The 25,114-nt window shown below is 48.8% G+C and carries 27 protein-coding genes and 1 tRNA gene; 9 read left to right on the top strand and 19 right to left on the bottom strand.

From position 1 onward, the window contains the following. Positions 1-329 precede the first annotated feature (329 nt). Positions 330-1,073, bottom strand: coding sequence for an aquaporin Z (aqpZ, locus tag C7I86_RS06680; protein WP_010872492.1), 744 nt, complete (start codon positions 1,071-1,073; stop codon positions 330-332). A gap of 371 nt (positions 1,074-1,444) precedes the next feature. Here aqpZ and C7I86_RS06675 point away from each other — a divergent pair, with 371 nt between their 5' ends. The 5 genes from C7I86_RS06675 to C7I86_RS06655 all read left to right on the top strand — a co-directional run bounded on the left by C7I86_RS06675 (position 1,445) and on the right by C7I86_RS06655 (position 5,513). Next, entirely contained in the window at positions 1,445-1,759 is a 315-nt protein-coding gene (locus tag C7I86_RS06675; RefSeq protein ID WP_010872491.1) for a helix-turn-helix transcriptional regulator, read from the top strand. A 192-nt stretch (positions 1,760-1,951) separates the two neighbouring features. After that, positions 1,952-3,001 (top strand): histidinol-phosphate transaminase, encoded by a 1,050-nt coding sequence (gene hisC, locus C7I86_RS06670; RefSeq protein ID WP_014407103.1) that lies wholly within the window; start codon positions 1,952-1,954, stop codon positions 2,999-3,001. Positions 3,002-3,005: 4 nt separating this feature from the next. Beyond that, complete coding sequence (gene hisN, locus C7I86_RS06665) at positions 3,006-3,809, top strand: histidinol-phosphatase (RefSeq protein WP_010872489.1); 804 nt, start codon at positions 3,006-3,008, stop codon at positions 3,807-3,809. 34 nt (positions 3,810-3,843) lie between these two features. Next, entirely contained in the window at positions 3,844-4,266 is a 423-nt protein-coding gene (locus C7I86_RS06660) for a hypothetical protein (protein ID WP_010872488.1), read from the top strand. 80 nt (positions 4,267-4,346) lie between these two features. Next, positions 4,347-5,513: a GntR family transcriptional regulator gene (locus tag C7I86_RS06655; RefSeq protein WP_010872487.1), complete on the top strand. Its 1,167-nt coding sequence runs from the start codon at positions 4,347-4,349 to the stop codon at positions 5,511-5,513. A 27-nt stretch (positions 5,514-5,540) separates the two neighbouring features. Here C7I86_RS06655 and C7I86_RS06650 read toward each other — a convergent pair whose 3' ends face one another. From C7I86_RS06650 to ureA, 9 genes are all read right to left on the bottom strand, one after another. After that, the gene (locus C7I86_RS06650) at positions 5,541-6,953 is read right to left on the bottom strand and encodes a DUF3370 domain-containing protein (protein WP_010872486.1); all 1,413 of its coding nucleotides are present in this window, start codon (positions 6,951-6,953) and stop codon (positions 5,541-5,543) included. 195 nt (positions 6,954-7,148) lie between these two features. Then, a complete protein-coding gene (locus C7I86_RS06645; RefSeq protein WP_010872485.1) occupies positions 7,149-8,015 on the bottom strand; it encodes a sulfite exporter TauE/SafE family protein in 867 nt (288 codons plus the stop codon). A gap of 5 nt (positions 8,016-8,020) precedes the next feature. Further along, entirely contained in the window at positions 8,021-8,560 is a 540-nt protein-coding gene (locus C7I86_RS06640) for a rhodanese-like domain-containing protein (protein WP_010872484.1), read from the bottom strand. Positions 8,561-8,623: 63 nt separating this feature from the next. Further along, positions 8,624-9,157 carry a DUF3122 domain-containing protein gene (locus tag C7I86_RS06635; RefSeq protein ID WP_010872483.1) on the bottom strand — a complete coding sequence of 178 codons (534 nt, stop codon included), beginning with the start codon at positions 9,155-9,157 and terminating at the stop codon, positions 8,624-8,626. A 55-nt stretch (positions 9,158-9,212) separates the two neighbouring features. Further along, on the bottom strand, positions 9,213-9,911 hold the full coding sequence (locus C7I86_RS06630; protein WP_010872482.1) for an MBL fold metallo-hydrolase: 699 nt from the start codon (positions 9,909-9,911) through the stop codon (positions 9,213-9,215). 130 nt (positions 9,912-10,041) lie between these two features. Next, positions 10,042-10,797, bottom strand: coding sequence for an SIMPL domain-containing protein (locus C7I86_RS06625; protein ID WP_010872481.1), 756 nt, complete (start codon positions 10,795-10,797; stop codon positions 10,042-10,044). A gap of 196 nt (positions 10,798-10,993) precedes the next feature. Then, on the bottom strand, positions 10,994-12,187 hold the full coding sequence (locus tag C7I86_RS06620) for a transporter substrate-binding domain-containing protein (protein WP_010872480.1): 1,194 nt from the start codon (positions 12,185-12,187) through the stop codon (positions 10,994-10,996). Positions 12,188-12,406: 219 nt separating this feature from the next. Further along, positions 12,407-12,479, bottom strand: a tRNA-Glu gene (locus C7I86_RS06615). 155 nt (positions 12,480-12,634) lie between these two features. Beyond that, complete coding sequence (ureA, locus tag C7I86_RS06610) at positions 12,635-12,937, bottom strand: urease subunit gamma (RefSeq protein ID WP_010872479.1); 303 nt, start codon at positions 12,935-12,937, stop codon at positions 12,635-12,637. 157 nt (positions 12,938-13,094) lie between these two features. Here ureA and C7I86_RS06605 point away from each other — a divergent pair, with 157 nt between their 5' ends. Then, complete coding sequence (locus C7I86_RS06605) at positions 13,095-13,508, top strand: MAPEG family protein (protein ID WP_010872478.1); 414 nt, start codon at positions 13,095-13,097, stop codon at positions 13,506-13,508. A 176-nt stretch (positions 13,509-13,684) separates the two neighbouring features. Here C7I86_RS06605 and crtB read toward each other — a convergent pair whose 3' ends face one another. From crtB to C7I86_RS06590, 3 genes are all read right to left on the bottom strand, one after another. After that, entirely contained in the window at positions 13,685-14,698 is a 1,014-nt protein-coding gene (gene crtB, locus C7I86_RS06600; RefSeq protein ID WP_010872477.1) for a 15-cis-phytoene synthase CrtB, read from the bottom strand. Between the two features lie 60 nt (positions 14,699-14,758). Continuing rightward, positions 14,759-16,177 carry a 15-cis-phytoene desaturase gene (gene pds, locus C7I86_RS06595; RefSeq protein ID WP_010872476.1) on the bottom strand — a complete coding sequence of 473 codons (1,419 nt, stop codon included), beginning with the start codon at positions 16,175-16,177 and terminating at the stop codon, positions 14,759-14,761. A 293-nt stretch (positions 16,178-16,470) separates the two neighbouring features. Next, the gene (locus C7I86_RS06590; protein WP_020861703.1) at positions 16,471-16,746 is read right to left on the bottom strand and encodes a hypothetical protein; all 276 of its coding nucleotides are present in this window, start codon (positions 16,744-16,746) and stop codon (positions 16,471-16,473) included. A 210-nt stretch (positions 16,747-16,956) separates the two neighbouring features. Between C7I86_RS06590 and C7I86_RS06585 the strand changes: the two genes are divergently transcribed. Beyond that, positions 16,957-17,685 (top strand): Bax inhibitor-1 family protein, encoded by a 729-nt coding sequence (locus C7I86_RS06585; RefSeq protein WP_041425965.1) that lies wholly within the window; start codon positions 16,957-16,959, stop codon positions 17,683-17,685. 134 nt (positions 17,686-17,819) lie between these two features. Here C7I86_RS06585 and C7I86_RS06580 read toward each other — a convergent pair whose 3' ends face one another. Further along, positions 17,820-18,074: a DUF1816 domain-containing protein gene (locus C7I86_RS06580; protein WP_010872473.1), complete on the bottom strand. Its 255-nt coding sequence runs from the start codon at positions 18,072-18,074 to the stop codon at positions 17,820-17,822. A gap of 166 nt (positions 18,075-18,240) precedes the next feature. Between C7I86_RS06580 and C7I86_RS06575 the strand changes: the two genes are divergently transcribed. Continuing rightward, positions 18,241-20,058 carry a DUF389 domain-containing protein gene (locus C7I86_RS06575; RefSeq protein WP_010872472.1) on the top strand — a complete coding sequence of 606 codons (1,818 nt, stop codon included), beginning with the start codon at positions 18,241-18,243 and terminating at the stop codon, positions 20,056-20,058. A 31-nt stretch (positions 20,059-20,089) separates the two neighbouring features. Next, positions 20,090-20,380, top strand: a complete 291-nt coding sequence (locus tag C7I86_RS06570; RefSeq protein WP_010872471.1) for a 4a-hydroxytetrahydrobiopterin dehydratase — start codon at positions 20,090-20,092, stop codon at positions 20,378-20,380. Between the two features lie 128 nt (positions 20,381-20,508). Here the strand turns inward: C7I86_RS06570 and C7I86_RS06565 are convergent, their stop codons facing one another. The 5 genes from C7I86_RS06565 to pstS form a co-directional block, all read right to left on the bottom strand. After that, positions 20,509-21,024: a peptidylprolyl isomerase gene (locus C7I86_RS06565; RefSeq protein WP_010872470.1), complete on the bottom strand. Its 516-nt coding sequence runs from the start codon at positions 21,022-21,024 to the stop codon at positions 20,509-20,511. A gap of 180 nt (positions 21,025-21,204) precedes the next feature. Next, on the bottom strand, positions 21,205-22,020 hold the full coding sequence (gene pstB, locus C7I86_RS06560; RefSeq protein ID WP_010872469.1) for a phosphate ABC transporter ATP-binding protein PstB: 816 nt from the start codon (positions 22,018-22,020) through the stop codon (positions 21,205-21,207). Positions 22,021-22,073: 53 nt separating this feature from the next. Next, positions 22,074-22,946 carry a phosphate ABC transporter permease PstA gene (gene pstA, locus C7I86_RS06555; protein ID WP_010872468.1) on the bottom strand — a complete coding sequence of 291 codons (873 nt, stop codon included), beginning with the start codon at positions 22,944-22,946 and terminating at the stop codon, positions 22,074-22,076. A 4-nt stretch (positions 22,947-22,950) separates the two neighbouring features. Further along, entirely contained in the window at positions 22,951-23,937 is a 987-nt protein-coding gene (gene pstC / locus C7I86_RS06550; RefSeq protein ID WP_010872467.1) for a phosphate ABC transporter permease subunit PstC, read from the bottom strand. Between the two features lie 145 nt (positions 23,938-24,082). Next, the gene (gene pstS, locus C7I86_RS06545) at positions 24,083-25,084 is read right to left on the bottom strand and encodes a phosphate ABC transporter substrate-binding protein PstS (RefSeq protein WP_010872466.1); all 1,002 of its coding nucleotides are present in this window, start codon (positions 25,082-25,084) and stop codon (positions 24,083-24,085) included. Positions 25,085-25,114: the final 30 nt, after the last annotated feature.

The following is a 25,114-nucleotide window of genomic DNA, read 5'->3' as shown; positions in this document are numbered from 1 at the left end:
CTGAATGATAAAGACCAAAAGTTGATTTTTGGCAAGTTCTGTTTCCGCTAAGAACCTATTTGAAAAGCGCAAGGCTAAGTATTTATCCCCCTAAATCTCCTCACTAAAGCTCCGGCTTAAAAAGGGGACTTTTGTCACAGTTTCCCCCATCCCAAGGGGGGCTAGGGGGGATTAAACAGCCAAAAGTCAATTTTTCAGACGCTTTTTAAGGGGAGTTGGGTTAAAGCCAAAAAAATCTCCCCAAGCTTAACCTGAACCATCAGGTATCTGGGGAGTAAAAACATCAACAGGGTCAGGATAACGTAACCCCGATAGTGTCAGCATTTGCTTCACTCTGCTTCGGGTTCGGGACGGCCCAGGTCTTCCAGCACATTGTGATAAACAAAACCTGCCAATAGCGCTCCGGCGATCGGGGCTAACCAAAATAACCACAATTGTCCAATCAAAGCAGGATTGCCACAGAAAAGAGCAACCCCAGTGCTGCGGGCTGGATTCACGGAAGTGTTGGTAATGGGAATACTAATCAGGTGGATCAGAGTCAAAGCTAAACCGATGGCGGCGGGGGCAAAACCAGCGGGGGCAGTTTTATCCGTAACGCCCAAAATGACAATTAGGAAAATGAAGGTGAGAACAAATTCAATTAACAGGGCAGCCAAAAAGCCGTAACCCTGGGGGGAATGGTCACCAAAACCGTTAGTAGCGAGGGGGTTGCTGCCGTCAAGGGAAAAGTTAGGGCCACCCTGGGCAACAATGAAAATAAATAAGCTCGCCACGATCGCCCCTAGAACTTGGGCACCGATATAGGGGGCTAACTGGGAACCGGGGAATCTCTTACCCATCCAGAGTCCAAAGGAAACAGCGGGGTTGAAATGACCACCGGAAATATGACCAAGGGCATAGGCCCCAGTAAAAACCGTTAAACCAAAAGCTAAGGCAACGCCCAGGTAGCCCAAGCCAAATTCGTTGGTATTGCCACCACCAGGGGCGGCGATAAAAGCGGCAAAAACAGCGCTGCCACAACCACCAAGCACTAACCAAAAAGTGCCAATAAATTCAGCAATGTACTTTTTCATTTGCGTCTTCAAAAAGGGAAAAAGAGTTTATTTCTTGTTAGGCTCAATTTAGGCCTAGGTTTAGCCAACTAGTTTGGATCAAAAATATCCACCACGAAAGGTAGCACTGTTTTGTCAAATTTTGTACAAAATCAACGAAAATTTTACTTTTTGGGGGCAAGAATTTGGCTACATTTCCCCAGCATCTAACCCACTCCCTAGTTTTGAACGGAATCTTTGCCCAATCAGCCTGCACAGTGGGGTAATGTCGTAGCTAGATGGGGGGTGAATGGGATCAATTCACACCATAATACATCCAGAGCTTTTCGGTGGTTATCCGCAAGAAAATCGCATAAATTATTTTTAATATCCTCATATTTTTCTATATTGTCGTGAAAACAACGGAAAAAGACCTAATCAGTGTCGGGTTTCAAGCTTTGTCTGACCCTATTCGCCTCCAGGTGCTAACTCTGCTGGAAAATCAAGAACAGTGCGTCTGTGACCTTTGCGACCAACTGAATATTAGTCAATCCAAGTTATCTTTTCACCTCAAACGCCTGCGGGATGCGGAATTGGTGCACACTCGCCAGGACGGCCGCTGGATTTATTACCGTCTCAATCCCGAACAATTTCACCATCTACGGCATTACCTGGAATCCTATGGCCAAGTAACCCAAGCCTATGTTCCCCGCCATTGCTGTGACTGATTGGCAGTTTGGCCATGGCATATCTCCATGTCGTCCCAATCCATCCCTAAAAAATAGCCCAAACAAAGGGCATTCTTTCCCCTGTTTTTTCCTAGACGTCGCCTTTACAGCGGCAACGGTGTCGGGGTATGGTCTGTAATGGGAGAAGCTTTAAACAAAGGGATTTATTGCCCCTTTGATCGTAATTGCGCAATGGTGTCTATCCGTCCGTCCGTCCGTCATACCCCCGCCTATGTGCCTGGGGAACAGCCCCAAACCAACGATTTTATCAAGCTCAACACCAACGAAAATCCCTACGATCCTCCCGCCCAGGTGTTGGCAGCGGTGGCAGCGGAGTTACCAAAAGTAAGGCTTTACCCTGATCCCGTTTCGACCCAGTTACGTCAAGCAGCGGCGGATTTGTATGGAGTGGATTTAAATCAGGTTTTAGCAGGCAATGGCTCCGACGATATTCTCAATATTGTGGTGCGTACCTTTGTCGATCCAGGGGAAACTGTTGCCTTTTTAGATCTTACTTACTCCCTATATGAAACGATCGCCTCAGTCCATGGGGCTAAGGTACAAAAAATTGCCACCGATGCCAATTTTGATTTAACCGGGCCGGTGATTTGTCCAGAGGCAAAACTGATTTTCCTCGCTTCCCCCAATCCCCCCAAAGGCAAGCATTTAAATCGAGAATTCCTTTGGCAGACCTGCGCCCAGGCGGAGGGAGTAGTGGTCATTGACGAAGCCTACGGGGATTTTTCCGACGAGGACCATTGGGACTTTCTGCAAGAGTTTGACAATGTGATTATTTCCCGTACCCTTTCCAAGAGTTATAGCCTGGCGGGGATGCGGGTGGGTTTGGCGATCGCCGCTCCGGCCTTGATTGAAGAAATGGATAAGGTGCGGGATTCCTACAACTTGGATCGTTTGGCCCAGGTATTGGGCACCGCCGCTTTACGGAACCAGGCTGAATTTGTGCCCCTCTGGGAAAAGGTACGCCACACTCGCACCCGTTTAATGGAGCAATTGGCGGAGTTAGATTTCCAGGTATGTCCCTCGGATGCCAATTTTGTGTTTGCCGCTCCCCGTTGGATGGCCGCCGCTGACCTGTACCAAGCCTTAAAGGAAAAGAAAATTCTGGTGCGTTACTTTAACCATCCCCGCATTACCGATTATCTCCGCATTACCGTGGGTACTGACGGGGAAATTGATCAACTACTGTTGGCGATCGCCAGTTTGAAAGGGTCTTTGGGATAGGGAGATGTTACCAGAGGTTGAACAAAGACTATTCATTGCCCAGCAGTTGGCCGCCGTTTCCGGGGAGATCCTTATTCAATACTTTCGCCGTTCCCATTTACAGGGTGGAACAAAAATAGACCAGGTTTCCGCCATTGTTACCCAAGCCGATGAAGAAGCAGAACAGGCCATGGTGGATTTAATCCAGGCACAATTCCCCCAGGATGGCGTAATTCGGGAGGAAGGCAAAAATATTGCGGGAAAGTCTGGCTATACCTGGGTGTTAGACCCCATTGACGGCACTTCCTCCTTTGTGCGGGGCTTGCCAATTTTTGCCACCCTCATTGGCTTAGTAGATGCAGATATGCGGCCAGTGCTGGGCATTGCCCACCAACCCATCAGCGGTGATCGATGGCAGGGGGTACAGGGAGAGCAAAGTAACGTTAATGGCATTCCCTTGGTTAATCCCTATAAAGCAAGCGAAATTAATTTAACTGCCGCCTGTATTGTCTCCACCACACCACTAATGTTCACCACCCCGGTTCAGCAACAGAAAATGGCTGATATTTACCGCCAATGTCAGCGCACCGCCTTTGGGGGAGATTGTTTCAATTACCTCAGTGCCGCTAGCGGTTGGACAGCCATGCCCTTAGTAATAGTGGAAGCGGATTTAAATTTTTATGACTTTTGTGCATTGATCCCCATTTTGACCGGGGCAAATTACTGTTTTACCGATTGGCAGGGCAAAGAGTTAACCCCAGAGTCCACGGAAGTTGTGGCCAGTCCTAACCCAAAATTGCACAGTGAAATTTTAGCTTTCCTGCAATAATTGATCGATGGTTCGTTCTGGGGGGTGATGACGGGTGCAATTAAGCTTTCAAGAACGTTTGGAGTCCATTAAGGCCGGTTGCCTCGGGGCGACCGCCTTTGGGTTGGTTTATGGATTGACCTTGCTGGGCAACACCTATTTCAACCTACTGACAAGCACACTCAATTCGGACTGGATTAACCTGGGTTTGAACTTTGGTAGTGGTTTGCTGAGTGGCTTTTTATTTGCTGTCACCTATCGTTACATCATTCGCCAGGATGACAATGCCCATCTCCGGGACGGGGCGGTTTTAGCTTTCACTTTGGTGCGGAGCAGCGGACTGATCGCGTTACCCACCACTGAAGACCCCCTGGCGATCGCCATTTTGATGGGGGAAAGTCTGATTGGTTTTGCTGTAGTTCGTTCCAGCCTCGATTGGGCCATGGCTAGGGATTGGCTCCGGCCCTTTAAAAGTTGATGGAAATTTTGAGAATTTTATAATCGGTGAAAATTAATTGGGAAGGTGTTGGAAAATTTTGTCGGCAATATCGGCAATAAGTGATGGCTTGGGCAAGGTTACCAGTGGCGATCAAAACCAAACCGTCAATGAACCTTTCCCCAGTTAGGGCCGTCTTAAGCCCTGGGATGAAATCCGGACTGAATCTGCCTACTCCTCGTTTACCATTCCCTAAAATGCTACAGTTCCAAATTCAAAACGACAGCGAAATTCCCGCTTCCAAGCAGTTATTTGACCAAATTCGTTTTGCGATCGCCTCCCGCCAGTATCATCCGGGGCACCGTTTGCCCAGTACTAGACAACTGGCCATGATGACGGGCTTGCACCGCAACACCATCAGTAAGGTTTACCAAAATCTGGAAGATGCGGGCCTGGTGGAATCCATTGCTGGTTCAGGCATTTATGTCAAAGCCCCCAGCACCGAGGAGGGCATGATCCTCGATGGCCCCCTATTCCGGGAATATCCCGAAGCCAGTCAACTAATCCAAAAAACCATTGATGAACTGCTGGGTCAGGGGTTAAACCTCTCCCAAGTGAAAGAGCTTTGTTTGGAAACCATTGATTGGCGGCTGCGTAGTACGGCTAGGGTGTTGGTCACTGTGCCCCAGCGGGACATCGGGGCGGGGCAGTTAATTCTTAATGAATTAGAACAAGCTTTAGTAATTCCGGTGCAGTTGGTGCCCATGGAAACCCTCAAACAAACCTTGTCCGAATTGCCTTCTGGCACGGTGGTCACCAGTCGTTATTTTTTGGCCGAGGCGGAGTCCATTGCTACTCCCTATGATGTGCGGGTGATTCCCGTTGATATTTACGATTACAGCAAAGAGCTAGAGTTGGTCAAAGCTCTGCCAGAGAATTCCTGCTTAGGCATTGTGAGCCTTAGCCCCGGCATTCTCACCATTGCCGAAATTCTTATCCACAGCCTGCGGGGAGAATCCCTCTTTTTGAAATCGGCTCTGGTGAGCGATCCCCAGAAATTACGCTCCCTAGTCCGCACTGCCCGCACCATTATCACCGATCCCGCCAGTGAACCCATTGTGCGTCAGGCGATCGAAGCGGAACGCCATGATTTAATCCGGATGCCGGAAATTATTTGCTCTGAACATTACATTGGCGAAAAATCCATTGCCATCCTCAAACGGGAATTGGGGTTGGGGGAAGAGGAAACGGAGGAGGAAGGGAAGTCGACAAAAGTGGCCACGGCTTAAACTCAACGAAAAACCGCTAAGCCAAATCTAGCGAGTTCTCACTGTTAACAGTTGGGGCGGAGTCGCGTCGGGGGGATAAAGCAGATCCACCTGCACAGTTCTTGCCTCCCCTGGTTTGAGGTCGAGGCTGACCAAATTTTCTCCCTTTTGGCCCCGCCGTTGCACCAGATGGTAGTAACGGTTATTGGTTTGCCCCCGGCGATCGGTATAGCTGAATCTTACTGTGCCTCGGAAAAAGACATTGACCGCAGGAGGTACCAAAAAAGTTAGCTGATCATTGGGGGCATCGTTGAATTTGAGGGGAGTTTCCACCGTCAGGTCCACGGTCTGATTGCGATTGGTATTGTTCACCAAGGGCAAGGTCAAACTATATTGCACTCCATAATTACCGTGGGACTCATAGGCTGTGTCAGGGTAACGCACCGCCATGGGGGCAGACTGATTTTGCCCGGTGCCCATGCGGCCCCCTTCCAAAGCGCTAATGGGATAGGAAAAACCCTGTCCCGGTTCGGGAATGGTTAGCTTTTGGCTGTTGTCATCAGTGATGGTGGCTTGCCACTGGGAGCCAATGGAAACCCCCGCCACCCGGCTATAAATGCGGCGTTGGCTATTACGGGGAATGCGGTCCCTGGGTTGCATCAGGTTGGCAGTTTTGAGCAAATTTTCCCAATCGGCCAAACGGGGAGCCTGTTCTACACCAAGGCTATTCTGGGGAGCATACATGGCCATGCTGGCGGCATGAATGGGGACGTTGGTATTAAGTCGTAAGTAAGCGGAAAAACCGTTGCGGGGTAGTCGAATCGGCGGTGGTTGCCCAGGCACTGGGGTATAGTTCACCGGCAAAGGCTGATTAATTAACATGCGGCTTTGGCCGGCAGGAATGACGAATTTGTCTGGGTAATCCGTTTGTCTTTTGCCCCGTAGTACGTCATTGGTCACCCGACTGCCGGGGCCAGCAAATACATTCCCGTCATTGTTTTCCACCACCGGCGGAAGATCGATAAATAGAGCGTCGGGGGAAGTGAGGGAACTGGCCCCCTGCAGAATTTCCACCGTGGCATCCTGCCGACTGCCATTGAACAGTAACACCCCTAAATATAAAGTTTTCCCTTCAGGGGAAGCCTGGACAACGTGGTGGGCAAAGACATCAAACCGACCTCGGAAAGGATGATTTAGGTGGGCATAGGGATGGCCCATGCCAATGGAAGGCAAAGTGGAGAGGATAATGCCTTCGTTAAAAATCAGTTCAGGACTGTTACTGTTAAAAACGGGAATTTGGTCTAGTTGCCCTGGCAAAGGGCGCACTGGCTGCACAACTTTTAGTTCTTGGGGAGTGTCACCGATGGTGGGGGCGGGCTGGGTAATTACCGGTGGTGGCGTGATGGGAATGGCGATCGGATTAGCTTGGGCCAGAACTAGAGGTGTGAGCAGGGAAAGCATGGATGATGAAGCAGGGCAAAGAACGGGCAATGGAACCCGAGACGGCCAGATGGGTTAAAAAGTGTCGATTTCCCCATTGATTGTAGTTCTTCGGTTACTTTGGCAAAATTGCCGGGGACAGTTAGCTAATTTGCCCTACCCATCAATCTGTTAATCAATGGTAAGTATCAATTCTGTTAATTCATTCTTTTGGATCTACTGTGCTTTTTGCAGCAATACTTGGGAGCTTATTTCGGGCAGATAGCTATTAACTTTGGAGCTTCGGAAAGTATCCCGTTGTTGGAACAAAATAAAGGCGGCGATCGCCATGAGGAAATAAGCAAAACCTTTTTGGAGATTTTTGGCGTCAACAAAACTGGATAGATAGGAACCCAATAAAATTCCCAGGGCGGCGAAGAACGTAAAACTCACCATCAGATGATAATCCAAACTAACTTGGCCAAAATAACCTAAAAAGCCGGCCACAGAGTTAAAGGCAATAATCAACAGGGAAGTCCCGATCGCCTCTTTCATGGGCAATTTTCCCAGCAACACTAGGGCGGGTACAATGGCAAATCCTCCCCCCACTCCCACCAGCCCGGTTAAAACGCCAATGGCAATGCCTTCCGTCAGTAGCCACAGCCAACAATATTTACAAATGGGGGCGGGATAGGTGGCTAAATCAGGATCCTCTGTGGAGGATAACTGGGGTCGTTGTTGGGCTTTGCGGATCATAAAAATAGCCGCCACCAGCATCAGCACCGCAAATAAAATCAACTGAAACGTTTCTGTCACTAAAGGAAGAGCGGCTAGCTTAGCCCCGCCAAAAGCTCCCACCATGGTGGCTGAACCAAAAATCAGGGCCTTGGGGAGATTAACATTACCCCGATGCCAATGGGGAATGACCCCAATCAAGCTCACGGCCCCCACAATCACTAACGTCATGGCGATCGCCGCCTTGGGGGGAACCTGCATGACATAGACCAAAATGGGCAGGGCTAACACCGAGCCGCCACCTCCCAAAAGCCCCAAACTTAGGCCAATGCAACTTGCCAAAAAATAGCCCACCACTTGGAGTGCCATGGTTATTAGTCCTTAATTTGGTTGTAGGGTAATTTGCCCAAAAGATTAGCCATCATACAGGTGCCAGAAAGTCCGGCAAATAATAATCCTGCGCCGACAAAACCACTGAGAAAATAAAATCCAGGGGCGACAAAACTGCCCAGCAAAACCCCGGTCAAAACCAAACTACCGGCAATAATTTGCACCTGACGCATAATGCTGATGGGGGCATTTTTTGTTTTTACCGTCGGCAACCCAGCCTGTTTCCAAGCTAATAATCCCCCTTCCAAATGAATGATTCCTTCCACCCCAGCAGATCTCAATTGTTGCAGGGCATTGCCGGAACGGTTACTACTTTGACAATAGAGTACCGTCGTTTTTCCTTCCGCTTGGGGCAATTGGCTAGGATTCAATCGGGATAAAGGCAAAGAATAGGCATCGGTAATGTGTTCCCCAACAAATTCCAGGGGCTCCCGCACATCAACCAGAATTACCGCATCCTGTTGACGCAATTGTTGCAAAGTTTTGGGGGCAATGGTGACATTGGTTTGGGTTGAGCTAGCCATAGTTTAATCTCCGCTTAAGTTTGTTTTTAATAATTTTAAATTTAGTGGCTAAGCTGTTGCCAATTAATCCGATGCCTTGGCCAACAAACTTTGCCATTCTTGGAGGACAAAATAGGGAACTTTGATTTGTTGTTCTCCCCCTGCCAACGGTAAATTCAATTCCCAAATGCCATTAATTTGTAAATTGGTAAAATCCGTTGTAACCAAAAATTGACCAACATTTTCACCGGGGCTTTTCTCTGCTAAAAGATCGGTTAGGTTAACGGTATTACCACCATTGTCCCGAACCACCAAAGGGGCTGGATGGCGAAAGGATGTGACTCCAGGAAAACCAACTAAACGTAAATTGGTTTCTCTATCACCGTTGGCTTTCGTCCTTTTAAATAACACCACTTGCCAGGTATTCCCTTCCTGGTCCCGTAGGGATTGACGAGACTGGATCAGGGTTTGCCCCGGCTGTTCCGTAGTCTCCCGTACTAGGGCTGGAGTTGCCACCGGCCAAAGAGTTAAACAGGCACAGCAAAGCCCAAAGCTAAGCACTGTTAGGGTTAAAACCTTACCCCAGCGAAGGAAAAGGGACTGACACCAACTGACCATAATTGTGAACGGATTTTTCCGGGAAATGGATCTTGATTAGTCTTGGAGCAAGTCTTTAAACCGCAACAGTCCTTTGACCACAGAGTTGATTGGCGGGCACCGCTTCCATAATTTTCTTTGGATCAGGCAGATTTAAACTATCCATAAATTCGATAAAGTTCTGGCGATCGCGCCCTAATAAGCGGGGGTTAAAACGTTTTTCTTCCCCAATAGTGGAAACGGTGTGGCCCCGGTAGTCATGGCCCGGATAGACAAAAACATCCTCCGGCAGGGTGAATAATTTACCGTGGATAGCGTCATACAACGTACCGGCATCTCCACTTTGGAAATCCGTCCGGCCACAGCCCCGGATGAGCAGAGCATCCCCCGTCAACACATGGGTTTGATTGACCAAAAAAGCTAAATGGCTATCGGTGTGCCCCGGAGTGGCGATCGCCTGGATGGGTATGGAGCCAACATGAACAATTTCCCCGTCCTGCAAATGGCGGTCAGCACAGTCCACCTCAGCATACTGGGGTACGAGGTTTTGACAACCTGTTAATTGCCGTAGTTTTCCCGCTCCGGTGATATGGTCGGCATGGACGTGGGTTTCCAGACAAAAAGTTAACTTGAGATCCAATTCTTTGAGCAAGTTTAGATCCCTATCCACTTGTTCTAAAACAGAATCTACCAAGGCCGCAGACCGACCCTTGGGGTCAGCAATTACGTAGGTGTAAGTGGAGGTTTCCGGATCAAACAATTGACGAAACAGCATGGCTTTTATCGACTCTAATCTTTACATCGTGGAACGAAAACCAACAAAGATCAATCATTCATCGGTTAGATCTTTTAATTATCAGGGAAAATACGGACAGAGTAACAGCCTTGGTAAAATTTTCAGATAATTATTTCATACTAAAAGTGATGGAAACCACTGCGGTGATGTCTTTCTCGATGGAAGAGGTGTCATAGATTCCCATGTCGTTGACATCGGTGGAATTGCGGGAGGTAATTTGAAAAACTCCGGTTTGGGCACTCCGCACTGCCCCCACTTTGCTATTGGTGCTACTGGCGATCGCCTCGGCCCGAGCTTTGGCATCCTTGGTTGCTTCGGCCACCATTTCAATGCGGAGGGGGGCTAACTGAGTATAAAGATACTGGGGCGGTTCTACCGTTAAATTAATGCCTTCATTAATCAATTCGGTGGCTTCCTGGGACAATTTGCTGTAACGATCCACGTCATCGGCACTAATTTCAAACCGTTGCGTAAGACGATAGGCCAAGGTTCTCCCGGTTTCCTGCCCATTTTCAGTAACTTCGGGAATGGCATAGGTTTCCATCGCCCCCATACTAATGGCTGCCGTGGGCACATTTTTTGCTTGGAGATAGGCTTGCACCCGTTCAGTTTGACTTTGTAAATCCTGGTAAGCTGCCTGGGCGGTGGGCTGCTGACTAGAGACAGATAATCCCCAAACAATGTAGTCAGAAGTGATGGGTCGTTTGGCTGACCCCGTAACTATTAATACATCATTAGCATTTTTTACTTCCAGTAAGGCCTTGGCGGCGATCGCCGTGCTGACCACCAAAGACAGGGAAAGTAAAGCTAAACCAGTCAGTAATTGGGGGAATTTTGGCGGTAACAGGGCCTTGATGGTACTCATAGATAGTGCAGCCAAATTTTCAAAAAGAACCTAGCTGCCATTACCGAGAAAATAAACCCCAGGAACACAGCTAGTCCAAGGCTAACATCAATAAAAGGCATTGTTTGCGCTCCCAGTCCAAAAAATACTTTGGCTGTTCCTGACAGTAATTAGTAGGGTTGCAGAGCCAGAACGGTATTATAAGTTTTACCAGGGTTTAGCTAGGGCTTTCTCCTATGTTTTGGGGCAAAAGGTCTTGATTTTCCTCAATCCCAGGCCCTAACCAGCGTTCGGTAAATTCCGCAATTACCCTGCTGTAAAGCAAATTGAGCATCTCCACATTGATAGTCTTTTGCAAAGGACTATTTTCCTTGAGCACAAAGCCATAGGGCTCCAGGGAAACTCGAATTTCTGTCACCTCCAAGTTAAGATTAGGATTCTGTCTGGTGTAGTAAATTAAGGCTGGCCGGTCGAACATTACCGCCTCCACCTGTTTTTTTTGTAGTAGGGTAATGGCTGCTGTCAAATTATTAGTTTCCCTAACGTCAGCCTGATAAAAATTAGCCCAATCCACCGCTGTGGTATCCCGCACCACTGCCACCTCTTTATTTTTCAAATCCCCCACACTTCTAAACAAAGGTGTTGCACTAGCTTCGGAAAGAGCCGTGGAAAAAGCCGAAGCTAACCCCGCCGTAATGGAAGAAAAACTTAATAAGGCCACCAACATCCATACCCCCGCCACCAGTTGCCCTAACTTAGTCCTCGGCGATCGATCGCCATAGCCCACTGTTGTTAGGGTAACTAAGGCAAACCACATGCCATTTTGGACTCCTTCTGGGTAATGGGGGGAAAACTGCTCAGGATTTTTGCGATGTTCTGCTAACCAAATTAAATTCCCCACCAAAAATAAAAGTAGAGTAAGTACCCCCGCTGAAGACAAAGCGGCTATGCCAAAAAAAGGCGAAAATCTTTCCCATAAACTCACCGGTTTGCCTGGAATTAACAGGCCAATGCCACTACTGAAATAGGGCTGGGTGAAGGTAATGCCCTCTATGGCGGCCCGCTCTGGGGTAACACTAATGGGACCAATTAAAATATCCAATTCCCCTTCCGCCACCGCTGTGATGCCTGCGGAGATGGAATTTTGCCTTACATATTCTGAATTCCACTTCTGGGACTCGGCCACTGCTCTCCACACATCTAGGCTAATACCGGTAAATGCTGCGTTTTTTCCTTCTCCATAAAAGACAAAGGGAGGATTGCCCACCACCCCCACTTTTAGTGTTTGCGAGTCTACTGTCTCCACCCCCTGGCCTTGCACTGGTTCCAGCCCTGGTCTCGTAGTAATGTCAATGGCGATCGTGGCAAAACTAAGGGAAACAACTAGTATTAGGCGACGCAGGATTAACATTTGCCAGACAGAGCCTCAAGGACAAAGAACTACGCCCCTATACTGCCATAGATGGAGTTTGGGTCTTGCCATTTCTGCGCTGTTTCCCTCGACAAGCTCCCCGCTTCTTCTTCTGTTCCATAAACCGAAAGAGGGTTTTAAACTTCTTGGGGAATTGTTTGGGTGAGCAACAAAAAAGAAGCCCCGAAGAACTTCTTTTCGTTTTTTCTTTTTTTTTAATACCCCCAAGGGAATTCGAATCCCTGTCGCCTCCGTGAAAGGGAGGTGTCCTAGGCCTCTAGACGATGGGGGCTAGGCAGTCTCGATAACAGTTCGTTATTTCAGACGTTTTTAAATATAGCGATAAAGATTGATCACTGTCAACCCTAGACAATGAATTTTTTCTACGGTCAACAGGCCTGGGGTTTAACGGTAAAAAACAGTCCGCCCTGACCGGCCAGCTCATTACTAGCGAATGGGTTCGTGGACCGTCACCAGTTTAGTGCCATCGGGAAAAGTTGCTTCCACCTGTACCTCCGGTAACATTTCCGGCACCCCTTCCATGACTTCGTCCCGACTCAATAGGGTAGCGCCATAGTTCATCAACTCGGCTACGGTACGACCATCCCTGGCCCCTTCCAGGATAGCGGCGGAAATATAGGCCACGGCTTCGGGATAGTTGAGTTTGAGCCCTCGGGCCTTACGGCGTTCTGCCACTAGGCTGGCGGTAAAAATCAACAATTTATCTTTTTCCTGGGGGCTTAGCTGCATGGGATAAAAAATACAAAAGGAACTTGACTGAGAAAAATAAAAAGTTGGGTAATACCCTGACCGTAAGTATAGCGATTAGTCCGAGCAATATTAATGATTTGGAGGCAGAGTAACTTTTTGGGCTAGTCTGAAAATATACTTTCTTTCACCATGACCGATGACAAAAACCGAGTTACTCTGGCCAGCTTTGATCACTGCTTTGGCGACGATGCTTTACCTGGTGCTGGTGATTAATGTGGGGCGGGCTCGGGCTAAATATGGGGTGATGCCACCGGCCACCACCGGCAATGAAGACTTTGAGCGGGTGCTGAGGGTACAGTACAACACCCTGGAGCAGTTAGCCTTTTTTCTGCCGGGGCTATGGCTATTTGCCATTTACCGAGATCCAACCATTGCTGCCATTTTGGGGGCCGTCTGGTTACTGGGGCGCATTCTTTACGCCTGGGGCTATTACCAAGCGGCGGAGAAAAGAATGGTAGGTTTTGCCCTTGGTTCCCTTAGTTCCATGATTTTAGTGGTGGGGGCACTGCTGTCCATCCTTTGGCAGTTGCGGCAACTGTCCCAGTTTTGAACAAACTTTGTGATTTCTCTTCACCTAAGGGGAAACATCGGGGCGATCGCCTTTGTTCGCTACACTGATAGTTTGAACCCTTCATAAAGTGAGTCCTTAGCCTACAACGGTTGGGGGCTTTTTTTCAGCGGGAAGTCAGGATCAGATCAACCATCGATCAGTGGTCGGAAAAAACCTTAAAGCACCTGGGCCCGCAACCAGGCCACGGGTAAATATAGTAATTTCTTCGGAGTGGGTACATAGGCACGACGATTAAACACATTGTAATTATTGGCCTCAATCACATCCAAAATGCCTTTGTACAACATCAACGCTGTCCACACCGGCCAACGGGCATCCCGATTTAAAGCCCGAATACCCCGTTCCGCATCTTCAAAATAATGGCGGGCCCGGTCAATTTCAAACTTCATTAAACTGCGCCAACGATCATCGTTTACCCCATTGAGTAAATCCTGTTCGCTGTAATTAAATCGTTCTAAATCTTCCAGGGGTAAATAAATTCGACCCCGCTCCACGTCTTCCCCAACGTCCCGCAGAATATTGGTCAATTGGTTCGCCACCCCCAAGGCGATCGCCTCTTCCTGGGGAATGTACACGGCATCGGGTTGCCAAGGGGCCTGGCCATTGCCCGTATCGACTCCCAACACAGCACTGGACATCAGACCGACGGTGCCCGCCACTCGATAACAGTACAAGTCTAGTTCTTCAAAGGTTTGGTAACGGGAACGGTAAAGGTCCATCCGCTGACCGGCTATCATGTCCCGAAAGGGCTGAATATCGAGCGGAAATGTTTCCAAGGTATCCACCAGGGCCACATCGGCATCGTCCTGGGGTTGGCCAGCAAAAATCCCTTCTAAACGCCGCTCCCAATGGTCCAAAGTTTCCGGGGTGGTGGTGGCCGCCTGGGGCCCATCCACTAGTTCATCAGTCCTACGACACCAAAGATAGATCGCCCAAATGGCCCTCCTTTTGGCAGGGGGCATCAGCAAAGTTCCCAGGTAAAAAGTTTTTGCGTACTGGGCCGTTACTTGACGACAAATTTCGTAAGCTTCCTCAACAGAAGCACAGGGCTTTGCAGATGGAGACGGTTTGGGCAGTTGTAACATTAAGGACGGACGGGGTTCGGAAGTCAGCCACCAGGATTGGGGTTTGGTAACTGCACGCTGGGGAGAAATTTGACCGTTAGCCATTTAGCATTGTCGCATTAGGGTTGCCATTTGTCAGGAAGATTACCAGGGAGTCCAGGCGGCTTAACCCACGGTGACTATTTCCCTGGTGGGGGGAACGGTTTGGGGGTTGAAATCGGCGGCGATCGCCTGGGCGCATTGTTTGCCGGAAAGCACCGCCCCTTCCATACTGCCCAAGTATTTTTGCATGGTGAAGTCCCCTGCTAGGTAAAAGTTGGGCACCGATGTCCGTTGATCGGGGCGACAAGCCTGCCTTCCGGGGGTAGCTTTGTAGACTGAGCGGGGGGTTTTGACCACGTGGGATTTAAGCAGTCGGGCTGGATTATCCCCGTTGAAGTGTTGGGGAAAGAGTTGCTTGATCTCCGCCATGGTGGCCGCCACAATCTCTTCGTCGGATTTGCCGATCCAATCCTGGGCCGGAGCCAGCACCAATTCCAACATGGATTTGTCTGGATCACTGTATTCTCGGCAGGTGTTGCTCATGTCGGCGTAAACACTCAACAACGGCGATCGGGAGAATAACAAATGATCAATGTCGGTTAACTTACGGTCAAACCACAGGTGGAGGTTAATGACCGGGACTCCTTCCAAACCTTGGATTTGCTTAAACTCAGGATATTCTCTCCAGGGCGCTGGCACCATGGTTTTCAGGGGATCCACCGGCATGGCAGACACATATAAATCCGCTGTGATCACTTCGTCGGGGGCTCCATCTAGGCCCCGGATTAAGTAACCCTTAACGGAACCATCTTCATTAAGCAAAATTTCTTTGAGAGGTTTATTAATGTGTACTTCCCCTCCCCGTTCCGTAATATAGTCGACCAAAGGTTGGCAAAGACGCTCCGGTGGTGCCCCATCCAGGAATGCCATCTTAGAGCCATTTTTTTCCTGTAAAAAGCGATTGAGGGCAGTAAGTAAAATGGTGGCGGAAATTTCATCGGGATCAATAAAGTTCAACGCCTTACTCATGGCAATGAAAACTTCTTTTTCGATGCGGGGGGGAATATTTTGTTTGGCCATCCACTCTGACCAAGTGTATTTATCCATTTCTTCCACATAGCTCTGGCCCTGGACAATGGCCGGCAAGAGTCCCAAGCCAAAGCGAATTTTCTCCGGCCAGGTAAGCATATCGTTGTTGCGAAGAATGGCTACCAAACCATTGATGGGGGCCGGAATATCCGGAAAATCGAACCGAGAGTAGGTACCTGGTTTCTCTGGTTGGTTGAAGATCATGCTGTGCTCTTTCCATTGCAGACGATCTTCGATATCCAATTCCTTAAATAACTGCAACATGTTGGGATAGGCCCCAAAAAAAATGTGTAGGCCGGTTTCGTACCAATCTCCGTCCTCATCTTTCCACGCGGCGATCTTCCCGCCTAATACATCCCTACGTTCCAAGACGACGGGGGTAAAGCCCGCATCGGCTAAGTATTTGGCACAGGCTAGGCCGGCTAATCCGGCTCCGGCGATCACAACGCGCATGGGTTACTGTCTCGCTAAGGCATTTGGGGTTTACAGGTTGATTGTTATTATACTTTACGTTTCGTAATATTTCGGGGGACTTTGCCAAGATAGCCAATTTGTATTAAATGCTACCAGGGCGATCGCCAAGGGAGAAAACTAGCCTGGTCAGGGGATGGGAGTATTTGACCGCCTTAGGCCACGGCGATGCAAACAGTGGCGGCGAACTTTTTCGCGTCCCTTGGACCGCCAGAAATAGCAACCAAATTCCCTCCATCGGTAACGGAAAACCAGGTCACTGCAGCGGCAGGGGATCAGGAATAGTCTTCTTCAGTTTCCGCTTTCTCCATGGCTTCTTTTTCCTTTTTCCTCTCCGCCAGTACACAGGCCTGTCCTGCCCCCAACACAAAGCCGGCGATCGCCCCGAACCAGATTAAGCGCCGCCCATAGAAAGTACGATAGGGCTGACTCATGGTGACCTGTACTTGGCTAGGCCGTTGACGCAGGGCAATCTGCCCCATGCCCCAACCAAACACGGTGCCGAGGAGGGCAGTCATCACCCCACTCAAGACAATAACACGATAATTCATAGGACTAAGGCCTCCTGGTCTGACAATGGAACAATACACAGTTCATGCTTAGCTCAGCCGGCGGGATCCAGGGGCAGAAATAGCCCACAAATAAGGGCTTATAAGGACTTACCAGCACTTAAAGCAAGGCCATGGTTGTCGATAGTATATTAAAGGTAAGGGAAAAATAATTTCCCCCCTGTGATTATCCTAGTCAAAAATCCACTTTTTATGAGCAATACCAGCAATTTTCGTCAGATCATGGCGGAGGCAAAAGGCCAAAGTCTGATCGGGCCAAACGTGATCAAAAACGCCCTCCCCTATCTTGGCGGAGGCTTGGTGCTGACAGCGGCGGGAACCTTTGGTGGTCTCAGCGTCATGCAGGGCAATCCCGGTCTATTCATGACCACCTTTTGGGTCGCTTTAATCGGTAATTTTATTCTCTTTTTTGTCGCCATGCGGGTGGCGCAAAGTGGCAATAACGCAACGGCTTTGCCCTTGCTAACCCTGTATAGTCTGCTATCTGGTTATACCCTGAGTGGCATTATTTACCTGGCCCTGCAAACCAGTGGAGTGGGTATCCAAGGCATTGGTGTGGCGGCCCTGGGCTGTGGTGTAACTTTTGTGGTGGCCCGTAGTATTGGCTCCAATTTATCGGAAGAAGATGGCATTGCCCTGAGCAAAACCGTCAGCTTAGCCTTGATTGGACTAGTGGTGGTGATGCTTCTCCAAGTGGTGCTCGGCTTTTTTGGGGTCATTACCCCTACCTTTTTGGAAGTGGCCATTTCTGGCTTCGGGGTGTTGCTATTTGCCGGCGTGTCGGTGGTGGACTTTTTTGTTCTCCCCCGCACCTACCGGGATGATCAATATTTGGCTGCATCCCTGTCCATGTATTTGACCTATATCAACCTGTTTATCTTCATTCTGCGTCTACTGATTGCCCTCAACGGTCGAGACTAAATTTTTAGTAAGATCTCGTTGCTCAGAATTTTAGCTGTAAAGATAAGCTGGATCCCCTAGTTAACCAAATAACTGGGGGATTTGTGCTTTGGGGAGAAATTAGCCAACAAGCTTCCCCATTGCTGGCGGTTTTCTCAGTCTTCGATGGTTAATTTTCTTGGCTTATAGGAGCGTTCTATTTTGTATTCAATGCCCTGGGCTCCCTCCATCTCCAAATCCTGGAGATAACCTTGGTGGTGGGCGATCGCCTCTTCTTGGGAAGTAAAGGGGCCAAAATAATAGGTACAGCGGGGAGACTGGGTGGAAACACGAATCCACCATTTACGGTTGGCAAAAAAGGCTAGACTGACGGCACAGAAGAAAATAAGGAACAGCAGAACGCCAAACATAAACAACTCGCTCGATGGGAAATAATGAATGATATGGGGATAATGTAAGGCAATATAACCTGGGATAGCCCAACCCCGAAAAGGTGGATGGCAATAATTCAGCAAACTCTCCCCAGAGTATAGTATTGGTCAAGCACAATGGAGACGATTAATCCCATCCCCCCCTATGTCAAAGTCCAAGTCCTCCGGGCATCGTTTTTCCCTGCTGATGTTACTGCGTCTACGCCGTGGCTTTACGAATAATTTAGATTTGACCGATGAACATAAGGTGCAAATCTACACCCAGTTATGTGAGTCCGTTAGCCTCAGGGACATAAGCTACTGGATTGAGGTTTTGTTTGCGGCGGGCATTGCCACCCTGGGGTTGGTACTGAACAGTCCAGCGGTAATCATTGGAGCAATGTTGATTTCCCCTTTGATGGGGCCAATTTTGGCCAATGGCATGGGTTTGGCGGCGGGAGACGTGGTGCTCTGGTTGCGGGCGGCGTTTAACTTATTACTGAGCTGTAGTTTAGCCATCGTTTTTGCAGCCATTCTGGTGGTCATAGTCCCTTTTAAGGAAATTACCCCCGAAATTTTGGCTAGAACCAATCCTACCCTTTTGGATTTAATTGTGGCTTTGTTTTCCGGGGCGGTGGGATCGGTGGCTACCTGCAAACAAGCGAAGGGGGTAGCGGCTTCTTTACCAGGGGTGGCGATCGCCGTGGCCTTGATGCCGCCATTGTGCGTGGTGGGTTACGGCATTGGTATCTATTTCAGCTTGGCTTCTTCCCAGGGTTTGACCGTGGCCAAGGGGGGAGGACTGCTATTCATCACCAACCTAGTGGCGATTATTTTCACCGCCATGATTGTGTTCTTTTTCGTCCACTTTGATGTGCGGGCAGTGCGGGAAGCCATTGGGGAATGGAAACAAGAAAATGCTGAAAGCCAAGTGGTCAGTTCTTGGTTGAGAAGATTGCCGGCCTACACCACTTTTCAACGGGTAGGAGGTTTGCCCAGTCGCTTTTTCTTGATCCTGGTTACCCTGGGGATCATTTCGTTTCCTCTGACCAAATCCCTGGAACAGGTGCGACGCCAAGTGACCCAGCAACGGGAAGAAAACCAACTTAATTCCACCATTAAGCAGATCTGGCAGGATAATTTCGACGGGGGCGATGATGAATTTCGTTCCTACATCGACCAGGTAAAAGCGAAACGGGATAACAACCAAGTATCGATACAACTCCAGGTGGTGACCGACAAGCTCTACAGCCAGGAAGATGAAGACCGCTTTGTGGACAAGTTAGCCACTGCCCTGGACCTTAGCCCCAGTGACATTACCTTGCGGTTTGTGCAAATTCCCACCAGCCAAGCGGTTAACACGGAATCTATTCCAGTCATCACCCAAGTTAGTTATTTGCCAGACCTACAGGGGGAATTGATGGGGGAAATTAGTCGTTCCCTCGCCCTGGTGAGCCTTCCTGATGCCCTGCAATTGGTGGATTATCAAGTCGTACTCCGGAGCGATAATTCCGCTTTTAAGTTAGTGGTCATCTACCTTGGTGATCGAGATTTACAGGAGGACGCCCAAGTTATTCTTTCCAATCAAATTCGGCGATCGTTACAGGTTAATGATGCCATGGTGGAATACCAACGCCTCGCCACAGATCAAGGGCTTATTCCCCTCACCGTTCTCGATGAAACTGCGGCGATCGCCAGTGCTCCCCTGAATCTTTCCAACCAAGATCAAGCAGTACTCGACAATGTGGGACAAATTCTCCGGTCCCATCCCTCTCTGTATTTGCGACTCACCATTCAACGTCCTCCAGATAGTAATCCCGCCAGTCTTTTTTCCCAAACAGAGCAGATTAGAACTTATTTGAGTGATAACTGGCAAATTCCCGATAGCCGGGTGCAGGAAACCACCAACGTGGGCGAACCAACCCAGGTTTCCTTCAATCTTTTTCTGGGAGATGATATAACGGATGGCAGGAACAATCCCTAACCAATAGTTAAAAATCTAGATAAATTGCACCATGGCCACCCCCCAACGTTTAACTGACCCAGAAATCCAAACTGCCCTGGGAGAACTCGGCGGTTGGAGCTTGCAGGGCAATAAACTCCATCGTCAATTTAAGTTTGCCAATTTTAATCAAGCTTTCGGTTTTATGACTCGGTTAGCGTTGGTGGCGGAAACCCTGAACCATCATCCAGAATGGTCCAATGTATATAATCGGGTCACCATTGATTTAACCACCCATGATGCAGGCGGCATTACAGAATTGGATGTTAAGTTTGCCACCAAGGCTAATAGTTTTGCTGATTGATTTTCACTCAAATTTGACCAATAAAAACCCCCTCGATTATCAATTCAAAACTAATCAAGGGGACTGTCTTACTTTATTTTTCCAACAAGGTTTTTAACAGAGTCTATACACACTAGTGTCAATCAGGCTTATTTAATTTCACCACAATCGCTGATAACGATCGCCTGTTTAGTTTGACCACTTTGGGAACCGTTAGCTTCAAGTTGCTCTAGAATTTCTAAACCTTCCACCACTTCACCAAAAACGACGTGCTTACCATCAAGCCAAGGGCAAGGTACAAAGGTTAAGAAGAATTGGGAACCGTTGGTATTGGGCCCGGCATTGGCCATGGACAATAGCCCAGGGCGATCGTGCTTTAACTGGAAATTTTCATCGGCAAATTTTTCTCCATAAATAGACTCACCGCCGGTACCGTTGCCCCGGGTAAAATCTCCCCCTTGGGCCATGAAATCGGTGATGACTCGATGGAAATGGGAACCTTTGAAGTGTAGGGGTTTACCAGCTTTACCCACACCTTTTTCTCCAGTGCAAAGGGCCCGGAAATTTTCAGCGGTTTTGGGGGTAACTTCGTCAAACAATTCCATCACAATGCGACCTGCGGTATCGCTGCCGATGGTAATATCAAAAAAAACTTTGCTCATCATACAAATTTCATTGGGCAACCCATTTTACCAGATTTCTGAATGGCAATAGGTGGCGAGCCAGTTTTAGCCCAGGCAAAATTGAGCAGATTGAATGCTTACTGAAGACTAGTTTCTAAAGTAAAAATTAAGAGGTAATACAAGCAAACGTTATATGAAGGAGGGCACCATAAACAGGAGTATCTAGCCAAAGCGACCAGCCACATAATCCCTGGTTTGGGTTTCCTGGGGACTAGAGAAAATATTCTGGGTGGTGTCGAATTCTACTAACTGACCGATACGGCTTTCATCGGTATTGAAAAACGCTGTGTAGTCAGACACCCTCAGGGCCTGTTGCATATTGTGGGTCACAATGGTGATGGTCACATTTTCCCGCAGACTATTGATTAATTCCTCAATTTTCAGAGTAGAAATAGGATCGAGAGCAGAACAGGGTTCATCCATTAACAACACCTTGGGATTGACCGCTAACGCCCTGGCAATACATAGGCGTTGCTGTTGTCCCCCCGATAAACCCAAAGCAGATTTTTTCAAACTATCCTTGACTTCATCCCACAACACTGCCCTAGTGAGGGAACGTTCGACAATTTCATCCAATTCGGCCCGGCTCACATTGCAACAAAGTTTAACCCCATAGACAATGTTGTCGTAAATGCTGGTGGGGAAAGGATTGGGGCGCTGAAAGACCATGCCAATTTCCCGACGCAGGCTATTAATATTGACCTTTTGATCGTAAATATTTTGTCCGAAAAATTCGATTTTCCCGGTTACTTTCACCCGTCCCTCCAGTTCGGCAATGCGGTTAAAAGCTTTGAGCAAAGTTGATTTACCACAACCAGAAGGGCCAATCATGGCAGTGACCTTACCAACGGGGATTGCCATGGTTACCCCCTCTAACACTTTTTTGGTGCCGTAATAAAATCCCAAACCTTCAACCCTGAGGGCAGGCTGTAAATCCGCTGCTGTGGAGCTGGGCATTGAACCGGACAAATTAGTCATAGCTGGTAAACGGAGAAAACGGGAAAATTAACGATTAGGTATTGATGGCAGAGCTAAAAACGCCGACGGATCAGCAGACGGGAGGATAGATTAATGGTCAAAACCAGCATTAATAGTACAAGAGAAGCGGTCCAGGCAATGGCGTTCTGTTCTTCAAAAGGAGAACTGGCATAGTTGTAAATCAGTACGGGCAGGGAAGGGGTGGGGGCCATTAACCCCTCTTGCCAGAATTGACTGAAGAGCGCAGTGAACATCAAAGGAGCCGTTTCCCCGGCGGCCCTCGCCACTGCTAACAATACCCCAGTGGTAATGGCGGGAATGGCACAGGGAATTACCGTTTTGACTGTGGTTTCCCATTTACTAGCCCCCAGGGCAGCGGAACCCAGGCGGTAATGGAGAGGCACTAATTTCAGCGCTTCTTCTGTAGTCAAAGCAATAATGGGAGTCATAATTACCCCTAAAGCTAGACCCCCGGCGTAGGCCGAAAATTGCTTGGTGGTAATAACCAGTACTCCATAGGCAAATACCCCCACAATTACCGAGGGCACACTGCTCAGAATCACGGTGACAAAACGTACCCCATTGGCGATCGCCGAGCCGGCCGCAAACTCCGCCAAAAATACCCCAGTCATCACCCCCAGGGGCACACTAAAAAGAGCGCCCAGTCCGACCATGGTCAGAGTACCCACAATGGCATTGGCAAAACCGTTGGGTTCCCCTTCCACCCCCACTGGAGCTGGTAGATGGATAAACACTTCCCAGGAAAGAGTGGGCAAACCTCGTTGAATAATGGCAGCTAAGATAGCCAACAAAGGCAGCAGAGCCACAAGGGTGAGGGTAAAGGACAACCCCCCCATCACCCAGGCAAAACCATTACGGAAAAAGGATAGGGGCGCAAGTAAACTACTAGGGGCAGAACTTTTCATCGCTTTAATTGCTCTCCCCTTGACGACGAATGGTTGCCACCATCAACACCGCCAGACTATTAATACCGAGGGTAATAACGAAAAGGATTAAAGCTAAATACATCAAAGCGCCGATGTGCAGCTCATCCACTGCTTCGGCAAATTGGTTAGCTAGCACTGAGGGAATGGTATATCCCGGTGCCAGTAGGGAAGCCGAGATAATATTTGAGTTACCGATCACCATTGTTACTGCCATGGTTTCTCCGAGGGCCCTACCTAGGGCCAAAATAGTGGCACCAATAATGCCAGAACTAGCAGAGGGCAAAATCACCGAGCAGATAGTTTCCCATCGGGTTGCCCCCAGGGCCATGGAAGCGCTACGGAGGCTGGGGGAAACAGAGAGTAAAATGTCCCGGCTGATGGAAGCAATGGTGGGAATAATCATCACGGTCAGCACCAATCCCGCCACCAGCATGCTGGGGCCAAAGGGTTCCGTACCAAAAATTGGTAACCAACCCAGATATTTAAACAGTGCCCCCTGCACAGGCATTAACACTGGAATGAAGACAAAAATGCCCCATAGACCAATGATCACGCTGGGAATGGAAGCAATCAGTTCCACCAGAAAGGCAATGGGCACCCGCACCGGAGCAGGTAGAAGGTTTTCGCTGGTCATAACCGCCACGGCCAGCCCCAAGGGCAGGGCAAAAATTAGGGCGATGAAGGAACTAACCACCGAGCCGAAAATATAGGGTAAGCCGCCAAACAGTTGCCCACTGCTGTCCCATTGTTGACTGACGATGAATTCCCAACCAAACTTGGCGATCGCCGGTCGGGCATCGGTAAAAACCACCCAGGCGATCCAGCCGAGAATCACCACTACTCCGAGGGAACAGAGACGGGTCAACTGTTTAAAGCCCCAGTCCAAACCATTGGTGAGGGAATTCCCTTGGGTAATATCCCCTCCCCGGGCCAGAGTGAATTCTGAACGACGTGAAAAACCTTCCACCATACCTATTGCCTTTTCCTAGAGCCTGTTTGCCAAGTTTTAATTTGCCCCCTAAATCTCCCAATACCGGGGGATCTTTATCCAGTTTCTTCCCGAACTGAGGAGACTAGGGGAGCTTGAAAAACCGCAGATTGACTTGATATTTGGTTTATTTGATCTTGTTAACTGCTGCAATTACCCGTTGGGCAACGGCGGGAGGAATTTTGGTGTACTCCAACTGGGTATTATGGTTTTGGCCAGTGGTCAAAATCCAGCGCACCAAAGCTTTGACGTCCTTGGCAACGTTGGCATTTTTATTGTTTTGATACACCAACAACCAGGTCAAACCCACAATGGGATAACCGGAGGCAGGATCACTTATTTCAGCAACAAAGTTCGCGTCAAACTTGGCTCCACTGATGGCTTTATTGGCCTCTGCCAAGCTGGGTTCTACATACTGACCGGCCTTATTTTGTACCTTGGCGGTTTGCAGATTGGGACCCTCGTTACGGCGGGCAAAGGTGTCCTGGACATAACCGATCGCCCCGGGGGTTTGCTTAACCGTTGCCGCTACCCCGTCATTTTTCGGACCTTTCAGTACTTGGAAACCCCAGTTGGGATCTTGGCTAGCACCAATCTTGCTTCTAAAGGTGCTACTAATAGCGCTGAGGTGGCTAGTAAAAATATCCGTGGTGCCACTACCATCGGCCCGTACCACAACTCGAATGGGAGTGTTGGGCAGTTTGGAATCCACCTGGTTCCAGGTTTTTAGTTCCCCGGTGAAAATTTTACCCAAGGCAATGCGAGAAAGTTGTACTTTTTTGCCTGGTAAATTGTAAACTACCGCCACAGCGCCACCAGCGGTGGGCACCATAACCACACCCCGTTTCATCTGTTGACGTTGGGCGGAAGTGGGCACAGCATCGGTGGCACCAAAATCAACGGTTTCACCGATAAATTGACGAATACCAGCGCCACTACCGACGGAGTTGTAATTGACAGTATTACCGGTAGCTTTTTTATACTCAGCAAAATAACGTTGGTAGAGTGGGGCCGGAAAACTCGCTCCCGCACCATTGAGGGTACCGGCAATGGCCTGGCCAATGCCACCAAAACCGACGATAACGCTGACTACGGAGAAGGTAGCAACTTTTTGCAGTGAACTAAGCATAGGAATTTGCAATCTAAATTGTAGTGCAGT

The sequence above is a fragment of the Synechocystis sp. IPPAS B-1465 genome, assembly GCF_003015225.1.
Taxonomy (GTDB): domain Bacteria; phylum Cyanobacteriota; class Cyanobacteriia; order Cyanobacteriales; family Microcystaceae; genus Synechocystis.
The sequence above is the reverse complement of the archived record's forward strand: the minus strand, read 5'-3'. Positions and strand labels throughout refer to the sequence as shown.

What these genes read in the sequence shown, in the direction of transcription:
- aqpZ (WP_010872492.1), bottom strand. Translation starts at nt 1,073, where the DNA reads ATGAAAAAGTACATTGCTGAATTTATTGGCACTTTTTGGTTAGTGCTT.
- hisC (WP_014407103.1), top strand. Translation starts at nt 1,952, where the DNA reads ATGGTGTCTATCCGTCCGTCCGTCCGTCATACCCCCGCCTATGTGCCT.
- hisN (WP_010872489.1), top strand. Translation starts at nt 3,006, where the DNA reads ATGTTACCAGAGGTTGAACAAAGACTATTCATTGCCCAGCAGTTGGCC.
- C7I86_RS06650 (WP_010872486.1), bottom strand. Translation starts at nt 6,953, where the DNA reads ATGCTTTCCCTGCTCACACCTCTAGTTCTGGCCCAAGCTAATCCGATC.
- C7I86_RS06645 (WP_010872485.1), bottom strand. Translation starts at nt 8,015, where the DNA reads ATGGCACTCCAAGTGGTGGGCTATTTTTTGGCAAGTTGCATTGGCCTA.
- C7I86_RS06640 (WP_010872484.1), bottom strand. Translation starts at nt 8,560, where the DNA reads ATGGCTAGCTCAACCCAAACCAATGTCACCATTGCCCCCAAAACTTTG.
- C7I86_RS06635 (WP_010872483.1), bottom strand. Translation starts at nt 9,157, where the DNA reads ATGGTCAGTTGGTGTCAGTCCCTTTTCCTTCGCTGGGGTAAGGTTTTA.
- C7I86_RS06630 (WP_010872482.1), bottom strand. Translation starts at nt 9,911, where the DNA reads ATGCTGTTTCGTCAATTGTTTGATCCGGAAACCTCCACTTACACCTAC.
- C7I86_RS06625 (WP_010872481.1), bottom strand. Translation starts at nt 10,797, where the DNA reads ATGAGTACCATCAAGGCCCTGTTACCGCCAAAATTCCCCCAATTACTG.
- C7I86_RS06620 (WP_010872480.1), bottom strand. Translation starts at nt 12,187, where the DNA reads ATGTTAATCCTGCGTCGCCTAATACTAGTTGTTTCCCTTAGTTTTGCC.
- ureA (WP_010872479.1), bottom strand. Translation starts at nt 12,937, where the DNA reads ATGCAGCTAAGCCCCCAGGAAAAAGATAAATTGTTGATTTTTACCGCC.
- C7I86_RS06605 (WP_010872478.1), top strand. Translation starts at nt 13,095, where the DNA reads ATGACAAAAACCGAGTTACTCTGGCCAGCTTTGATCACTGCTTTGGCG.
- crtB (WP_010872477.1), bottom strand. Translation starts at nt 14,698, where the DNA reads ATGGCTAACGGTCAAATTTCTCCCCAGCGTGCAGTTACCAAACCCCAA.
- pds (WP_010872476.1), bottom strand. Translation starts at nt 16,177, where the DNA reads ATGCGCGTTGTGATCGCCGGAGCCGGATTAGCCGGCCTAGCCTGTGCC.
- C7I86_RS06590 (WP_020861703.1), bottom strand. Translation starts at nt 16,746, where the DNA reads ATGAATTATCGTGTTATTGTCTTGAGTGGGGTGATGACTGCCCTCCTC.
- C7I86_RS06585 (WP_041425965.1), top strand. Translation starts at nt 16,957, where the DNA reads ATGAGCAATACCAGCAATTTTCGTCAGATCATGGCGGAGGCAAAAGGC.
- C7I86_RS06580 (WP_010872473.1), bottom strand. Translation starts at nt 18,074, where the DNA reads ATGTTTGGCGTTCTGCTGTTCCTTATTTTCTTCTGTGCCGTCAGTCTA.
- C7I86_RS06575 (WP_010872472.1), top strand. Translation starts at nt 18,241, where the DNA reads ATGTCAAAGTCCAAGTCCTCCGGGCATCGTTTTTCCCTGCTGATGTTA.
- C7I86_RS06570 (WP_010872471.1), top strand. Translation starts at nt 20,090, where the DNA reads ATGGCCACCCCCCAACGTTTAACTGACCCAGAAATCCAAACTGCCCTG.
- C7I86_RS06565 (WP_010872470.1), bottom strand. Translation starts at nt 21,024, where the DNA reads ATGATGAGCAAAGTTTTTTTTGATATTACCATCGGCAGCGATACCGCA.
- pstB (WP_010872469.1), bottom strand. Translation starts at nt 22,020, where the DNA reads ATGACTAATTTGTCCGGTTCAATGCCCAGCTCCACAGCAGCGGATTTA.
- pstA (WP_010872468.1), bottom strand. Translation starts at nt 22,946, where the DNA reads ATGAAAAGTTCTGCCCCTAGTAGTTTACTTGCGCCCCTATCCTTTTTC.
- pstC (WP_010872467.1), bottom strand. Translation starts at nt 23,937, where the DNA reads ATGGTGGAAGGTTTTTCACGTCGTTCAGAATTCACTCTGGCCCGGGGA.
- pstS (WP_010872466.1), bottom strand. Translation starts at nt 25,084, where the DNA reads ATGCTTAGTTCACTGCAAAAAGTTGCTACCTTCTCCGTAGTCAGCGTT.